At 46.0% G+C, this 6,834-nt stretch carries 5 protein-coding genes and 1 pseudogene; 2 read left to right on the forward strand and 4 right to left on the reverse strand.

Annotation, left to right across the window (positions count from 1 at the left end; genetic code table 11):
- From ACTIE6_RS14305 to atpD, 4 genes are all read right to left on the reverse strand, one after another.
- A partial coding sequence (locus tag ACTIE6_RS14305; RefSeq protein WP_439557289.1) for a TonB-dependent receptor occupies window positions 1–1,663 on the reverse strand: 1,663 nt, incomplete at its 3' end.
- A 36-nt stretch (window positions 1,664–1,699) separates the two neighbouring features.
- The gene (locus tag ACTIE6_RS14310) at window positions 1,700–3,034 is read right to left on the reverse strand and encodes an APC family permease (protein WP_439557290.1); all 1,335 of its coding nucleotides are present in this window, start codon (window positions 3,032–3,034) and stop codon (window positions 1,700–1,702) included.
- Window positions 3,035–3,316: 282 nt separating this feature from the next.
- The gene (atpC, locus tag ACTIE6_RS14315) at window positions 3,317–3,559 is read right to left on the reverse strand and encodes an ATP synthase F1 subunit epsilon (RefSeq protein ID WP_056290653.1); all 243 of its coding nucleotides are present in this window, start codon (window positions 3,557–3,559) and stop codon (window positions 3,317–3,319) included.
- Window positions 3,560–3,675: 116 nt separating this feature from the next.
- The gene (gene atpD, locus ACTIE6_RS14320) at window positions 3,676–5,190 is read right to left on the reverse strand and encodes a F0F1 ATP synthase subunit beta (protein WP_439557291.1); all 1,515 of its coding nucleotides are present in this window, start codon (window positions 5,188–5,190) and stop codon (window positions 3,676–3,678) included.
- A 259-nt stretch (window positions 5,191–5,449) separates the two neighbouring features.
- Between atpD and ACTIE6_RS14325 the strand changes: the two genes are divergently transcribed.
- Both ACTIE6_RS14325 and ACTIE6_RS14330 read left to right on the forward strand, forming a co-directional pair.
- Entirely contained in the window at window positions 5,450–5,683 is a 234-nt protein-coding gene (locus tag ACTIE6_RS14325; protein WP_439557292.1) for a DUF433 domain-containing protein, read from the forward strand.
- Between the two features lie 282 nt (window positions 5,684–5,965).
- Window positions 5,966–6,834, forward strand: a pseudogene (locus ACTIE6_RS14330) (hypothetical protein); the annotation flags it as partial.

A 6,834-nucleotide genomic window follows, 5' to 3' on the forward strand; every position in this document is an offset into this window, starting at 1 on the left:
CCGTAAGCGGGAAATAAGGATTCTGGCTGGGAGATATTCTTGGAATCTCCTGAGGGAAAATGCTGAAATTCAGATTCTGATTTCCCTTTTTGCCCATTCCCTGCACGCGAACTTTCAACGAATCCTCAAAAATGAGGTTGTACAATGCAAATTGTCCTTTTTCATCTGTTTCGGCAGTCAGGAAATTGCTGAGGCTGTCTGTGCTGAGGTAAATAGAAAGGGCGGTTTTTTCTGCGGGTCTCTTGTTCCTGCGTGCTTCTCCGGCAAATGTAATCCCTTGTTCCAGGAAATATTTGGGCGCTTCAAGCGAGTCGCGGAGTACTTCGTCCCATTTGAACCTGGTCCAGCCCTGCGTCATCATCAGGAAGTCGCGGTGCATTTTCCGCTCTGTCTGGGTTTCGTCAAAATAGTAGCCGGGCTGTTCGACAAACCCTCTCAAATCAGAGGAAAGCAGTAAATAAGAGACAATGTTCTGATCGTGGATTTGTTGCTGTATTTGTCCGGCATCGGTAATGGAAACAGACAGGTGCGTTTGTACCGGCTTTCCTGCGGTATCACTCACCGCAATCTCGATTTCTGCTTGTTCACGTTGCTTGTAAGCAGCTTTTGAAGGTGCTACCCGAACCCGCAGACTATGATTATGGTCGATAAAGATCAGCCGCTCGCTTACCGGCTTGTTTTCTTCATCGAACAGGGTTAAATGTGTAATTCCATCCGGCAAATCGGTATTGGGAACATTCATCATCAAGCCTCTGCTTGAAATTTTACCTTTGGCAACAAAAGCAACGATACCACGGGAGTGACCAACTATGTTAACCGGAACCTCTGCTTTACCAGGTACCTTCGCGTAAGCGATTATTCTCGTTTTCAGCGGATTGGAAGTATTATCAACAACAAGTGTATACCCCGTTTCATTCACTTTCGGAAATTCATACTTTGTTACACTGCCGCTTTTTTCCTTTAAGAAGGCGGTGTAAGAAGCGCCGGATTTAGCCGCGAATTGAAACCGGCCCATTCCCAGATGCTCACTTTTGAAAGAAGCGACGGTATCATTGTTCTGGTCCATAATAAAGCCTTTCACACCCTCTCCCTTACCAGACGCATTTACCGCTTTGAATGCAATCCTGGTAGCAATTTCGGCAACAAGCGCGCCGCCTTCCGGGAAGAATTGCAAATCAACTTTACCGGTAGCAGGAGCCGGCATAGTGCCTGCGGGATCAAAAACCTGAATGTCCTTGTGGAAGAAAAAAGAGTCAGGTGCATTGCGCATCCAGTTTGTATACGCACGCAGCGAGTATGCGCCGGGCGGAATGGAGTCGGCCAGTACAATTTCACCGTTCCCAACACCGCCTGTCAGGTAAGTGCGCCTTAATGCGAAATTTTTGCCAGAGCGTTGGTCGATCAGGTCAACATAAAGCAAATTGCTGGCGCTGTCGGGACTGTGAAGGGCGCCTTCAACCAGAAATGCATTGTACCAGAGCGTGTCGCCTGTCATATAATAAGGCTTGTCTGTATGCAGATAGGCTTTTTCAACCGGGAAAGCCTGCCTGTACCTGAGCAGTTTCTCGGAGATCGTTTTGGTAAAATCCTCGTCTGCCCATCTAAATGCGACTATAAAAAGGAATAATGCGGCCGCGAGAATCCTGATGTGACTTTTGTGCATTGTGGCATGTTTTAGTTTGTTGTAGATGAAAGGTACTTAGCTATTGGCCCGGCGCACAAGCAAATATGCCGGGTAACTGATCACAAGAAATAACAAGGCAAACTGGCTACTCGCCAGGTCTTGTATCACCGCACCAATTAGAAATGCAATGGAACAAATCAGCATGACAATGGGCAAAACCGGGTACGCAGGTACCTTCCACGGACGCGGCAGCGCCGGCTCTTTCCTTCTCAAGGCAAGTAGTGACGCAAATCCGGAAGCATATCCGAGCACAAAAAAGAAAGTGGCGATGTCAGACAGCTTCTCACACGCATCTTTTCCAATTAATATCAAAAGAATTGCGACACCGGAAGTTACCAGCATAGCAACAGCTGGTGTGCCCCCGCGGTTAACGGAAGTCCCGGAAGGCAAAAACAGCCCGTCACGGCTCATCGAATAGAGTACGCGCGGATTAAAGAGCAACTGCGCGTTGACGATCCCCAAAATCGATATCATCAGAAACAGCGTAACGATTTTTCCGGAGCCTTCCCCGAAAATCAGCCTTATCGCGTCTGCCGCAGCCAGTTTGGACTGTGATAGCTCGTTCATGGGCAGTACGTGCAGGATAGCCAGGTTACAGAGCAGGTAAATGGCTATGATCAACAATACGCCTCCCATCATAGAGCGGGGCAGGTTTTTGCCTGGATCCCGGTCTTCTTCTGAAAAGTAAGCCGCGGTGTGCCAGCCGTCGTAGGTGTAAAAAATAGCCTGTAATGAAAAAATTACCGGTGCAATCCAGCTGCCGGTAGCTATGATCTTGCTGGTGGTTGTATGTGCTTGTTCGGCTGTAACTTCATCCCCGTAGATATAGCAAACCGCCACGAATACAAAAAGCCCGATGCCTTTAAGAACACTCATGATATTCTGAAAACTGCTCGCCAATGCAAGGCCGATCCAGTGTATACATGTCAGTACCAGTAAAATAGCGGCTGCCACGTAAGGTTCGTAGCCTGTCAATGTAGGAATAAGCAATGCCAGGTACTCGCTCATGGTATATACTCCGAAACCAAGCGCCGAGCAGGTGCCGAGCCAGCTGTTGATACCAACCACAAATCCGGCATAACTGCCAAAAGCGCGTTGCGCGTAAACATACCAGGCGCCGGCTTTGGGGACCGAGGTGCCTAGTTCGATGGTGCAGAGTGTACCGAGGAATGCATACAGGCTCACTGCCGCCCAGAGCAGCATAATTAACCAGGGTTCGCCTAGCTGGGCTGCAATGGGTCCAAGCTTGCGCAATATGCCGGTACCAATTGTGCCGCCCACGGTAACTGCTATGCCAAATCCTACTCCCAATATTTTGAAAAGCTCATTTTTCGAAGAGGATTGTGTCATGTCTGAGAGTGAAGGATTATGCTTTCCGAAAATAGGAAAACTTTTTCTTTTTGTAACTTCTATATGCGTAAGGAACTACAATGCGTTTAGGCGAGCTAAAACATCTTCTGCCCACTAGTATATCGAGGGATAGCTCGATGAAGAAATGCATATAGATTAGTGATACTGATTACTGCTCTTACAATCCCGTGAAAGGTAAGATTAACCCAATAAAAAAATTTGGCAAAAAAAAACGGATACCGTTCTCACGACATCCGTTTTTTAATCTATAACCTAATTTCCTTAGAGAATCGCTTCTGCCAGTACAAGCACTTTATTGTTAAGTACTTCCACAACGCCGCCGTCGATCAGGAAAGATTGTTTTGCAGCTCCGGTATCAATTACCACATCACCTTTTCCAAGTGTACTTACAAGTGGCGCGTGGCGGTTCAGGACCTGGAATTGTCCTTCCGTACCCGGTAATGTTACAGCAGTTGCCTCTCCGGCAAAAACTTTCTTATCTGGGGTAATTATTTCTAAATGCATGGTTGGAAGTTTTTAGCGGTCCGCCGCTACGGTTTAAGAGTTTATGAGTTCAGGAATTTATGAGTAAATAAAATTGCGGCTGTCGCTCATAAACTCATAAACTTCAAACTCTTAACTTATCTCGTTGCTTCTGCAAGCATTTTTTCTCCTTTTGCCTGCGCGTCTTCAATGGTTCCAACGAGGTTGAATGCCATTTCAGGAAGGTGATCGTAAGCTCCGTCCATGATCAGGTTAAATCCTTTGATGGTATCATTGATATCTACCAAAGTTCCTTTCAAACCTGTAAACTGCTCAGCAACAAAGAATGGCTGCGACAAGAAACGTTCCACACGACGAGCGCGGGATACTACCAGCTTGTCCTCGTCAGAAAGTTCTTCCATACCAAGGATCGCGATGATATCCTGCAATTCTTTGTAGCGTTGCAAAATATTTTTCACGCGCTGTGCGCAATCGTAGTGAGCTGCGCCCAGGGTTTCTGCATTCAAAATGCGTGAAGCTGAATCGAGTGGATCCACTGCAGGGTAGATACCTTTTTCAGAAACTTTACGGCTTAGTACTGTAGTTGCATCCAAGTGAGCAAATGTAGTTGCAGGAGCAGGGTCAGTCAAGTCATCCGCAGGTACGTAAACAGCCTGTACGGAAGTGATTGAACCACGTTTTGTTGAGGTAATGCGTTCCTGCATTTGTCCCATTTCCGTTGCCAGTGTTGGCTGGTAACCTACCGCAGATGGCATACGTCCCAAGAGAGCGGATACCTCTGAACCTGCTTGTGTAAAACGGAAGATATTGTCGATAAAGAAAAGAATGTCACGACCCTGACCTTCGCCGTCACCATCACGGAAATATTCCGCCATTGTCAAACCTGACAATGCCACGCGAGCACGTGCGCCAGGAGGCTCGTTCATTTGTCCGAAAACGAAAGTTGCCTGTGAGTCTTTCAGAGTAGAATAGTCCACTTTTGAAATATCCCAGCCGCCTTCTTCCATACTATGTTTGAAATCGTCGCCGTATTTAATAATACCGGCTTCGATCATTTCACGCATTAAGTCATTTCCTTCGCGGGTACGCTCTCCAACACCTGCGAATACAGAAAGACCAGCATAAGCTTTCGCGATATTGTTGATCAATTCCTGGATCAAAACGGTTTTACCAACACCAGCACCACCAAACAAACCGATTTTACCACCTTTTACATAAGGAGCAAGCAAATCGATTACTTTGATACCTGTGAAAAGGATTTCGGTTGATGTCGCCAGCTCTTCGAATTTCGGAGCTGCACGGTGGATAGAGATACCGTTTGATGAATCCAAAGGTGTAAGTCCGTCGATCGCTTCACCGATTACATTGAATAGTCGACCTTTAATGCCTTCACCGATTGGCATTTTGATAGGAGCACCCAGCGGACGAACTTCCATTCCGCGTTGCATACCCTCGGTACTATCCATTGCGATAGTGCGGATACGGTCTTCGCCCAAGTGCTGCTGGCACTCAAGAACTACTTTTGAACCGTTTGGTTTGATGACTTCCAGCGCATCGAGGATCGAAGGAATGCTTGTGGCATCTTCAAATGATACGTCTACAACCGGACCAATTACCTGCGTAATTTTTCCTATGTTTGTCGCGTTTGCCATTATATGAATTTGATTATCTCGAATGAGGTTTTTTTCAGACCGCAAAAGTAGGAGATAATTTGGTCAGTACCAAGAGCGGAATTATTGATTTATTGGATATTTTTTAGAAAATACCTACTTTGTTGAGAGCTAAATAGAATTTTGATTGTTTGAAATAGGGAATGCTTAGCGTTTAACATTGTTGCAGATATAAAAAATGTTCGAGTATCAATAACACCGGAATACGTAAACGAAGTATCCGCTTTAAATAGAAGAAAACATGAATGCGCAGTTGCTGGAACGTATAACATTCAATCCTGACCAATGTGGTGGAAAGCCGTGTATACGTAATATGCGCATCAGGGTAACAGATGTGATTGAGCTGCTTGCTGCCGGTCTTACTCCGGCGCAGATTATAGGGGAGGAGTTGCCGGATCTGGAACCCGAAGATATTACTGCCTGCCTCCTTTATGCTGCGGCTAAGCTCAATCACCCGGTACTTCAGGCAGCTTGATGATCATTCTTGATGCCCAACTTTCCCCAGGCCTGGCCCCATGGATTAAGTCGAATTTCAATCACGAATGCTGTTCTGCTCAATTTCTGAATCTTCGACATTCATCCGCTAACTTGCGGCAATACCTCGACGGCAAGGTTAAAGGAGATTTTTACAGCCAATCTGGCAAATGCACTTGAATTACTTCAAACATCAGATCTGGTCGAAATAACAGGTCGCTGATATTTTCGTTCAGGTAATTACAATTATTAAAATCCCAAAAAGAAGTCTGCGATCTCTAATATGAAGGAAGTTTTTTTCTGGAAGGTCTGGTCAGTATCTGAGCGAAGGATGGCAGTTGCAATGCTGGCTGTTCTGTTTCTTGCAATTGTATTTTTTGTACTTAAATGCATTGACCCACTCCAAAATGTAGTCCGCTGGAATGTAGTGAGTGAAATGTCGGAAGTGGGTACCGTTGTGGATTTTCTCCGGATCGGGCAGTGGCAGTATGGGGTTTCTACTCCATCGCACCTTGTAACTGAAAGCTTCATGGCCTCAGTTATGGACATTGATTATCTTACTGTGCAGGTATTCTGGTTCTTCGCAATTATCGGTATCAGCCTGATCCTGGCTGCACTCACCACATTATCCAGGTTTTGGTACCTGGCTGGTATGGTGATCTTTATTATGTTTCTTGGCTTTTCAAAGCTGGAAATGTTATCTGGCACCGGGGAAGGAAACAAGCTGCTATTCATTATAACCGTGATGATCTACGGTATTGTAACCTATTATTTCCACGCATTCAGGCAGGATGCCGGGATAAGTATGCGGATAGCAGGTACACTCGGCGCGTCTGTGCTGATTTGTGCGGTTGCGTATTTTACATCTCCGATCAGTTTCACCGCGCTGGCCGCTGCTACTTACTCCTTTCCGTTCTGGATGCTTTTAACCGCATTGTTCCTGCTGGTTTCTTCAACTGAAATTATGGCCGGACTGGTCTGGCTGAGTACCAGCGGCTCGGTCAGGAAGGGAAGTACAGGTTTGATCAACTTCATCGTAATCAGTGTATTATACCTGATTTTACTTTTGTTGATTTATCTCAAAAATACCAAACAGATTGACTGGAATGTGACGCTGATCAGCCCTGTTGTACTTGCCTTGATCGCCGGAGT

The organism is Dyadobacter sp. (assembly GCF_051859145.1).
Lineage (GTDB): Bacteria > Bacteroidota > Bacteroidia > Cytophagales > Spirosomataceae > Dyadobacter.

What these genes read in the sequence shown, in the direction of transcription:
- ACTIE6_RS14310 (WP_439557290.1), bottom strand. Translation starts at nt 3,034, where the DNA reads ATGACACAATCCTCTTCGAAAAATGAGCTTTTCAAAATATTGGGAGTA.
- atpC (WP_056290653.1), bottom strand. Translation starts at nt 3,559, where the DNA reads ATGCATTTAGAAATAATTACCCCAGATAAGAAAGTTTTTGCCGGAGAG.
- atpD (WP_439557291.1), bottom strand. Translation starts at nt 5,190, where the DNA reads ATGGCAAACGCGACAAACATAGGAAAAATTACGCAGGTAATTGGTCCG.
- ACTIE6_RS14325 (WP_439557292.1), top strand. Translation starts at nt 5,450, where the DNA reads ATGAATGCGCAGTTGCTGGAACGTATAACATTCAATCCTGACCAATGT.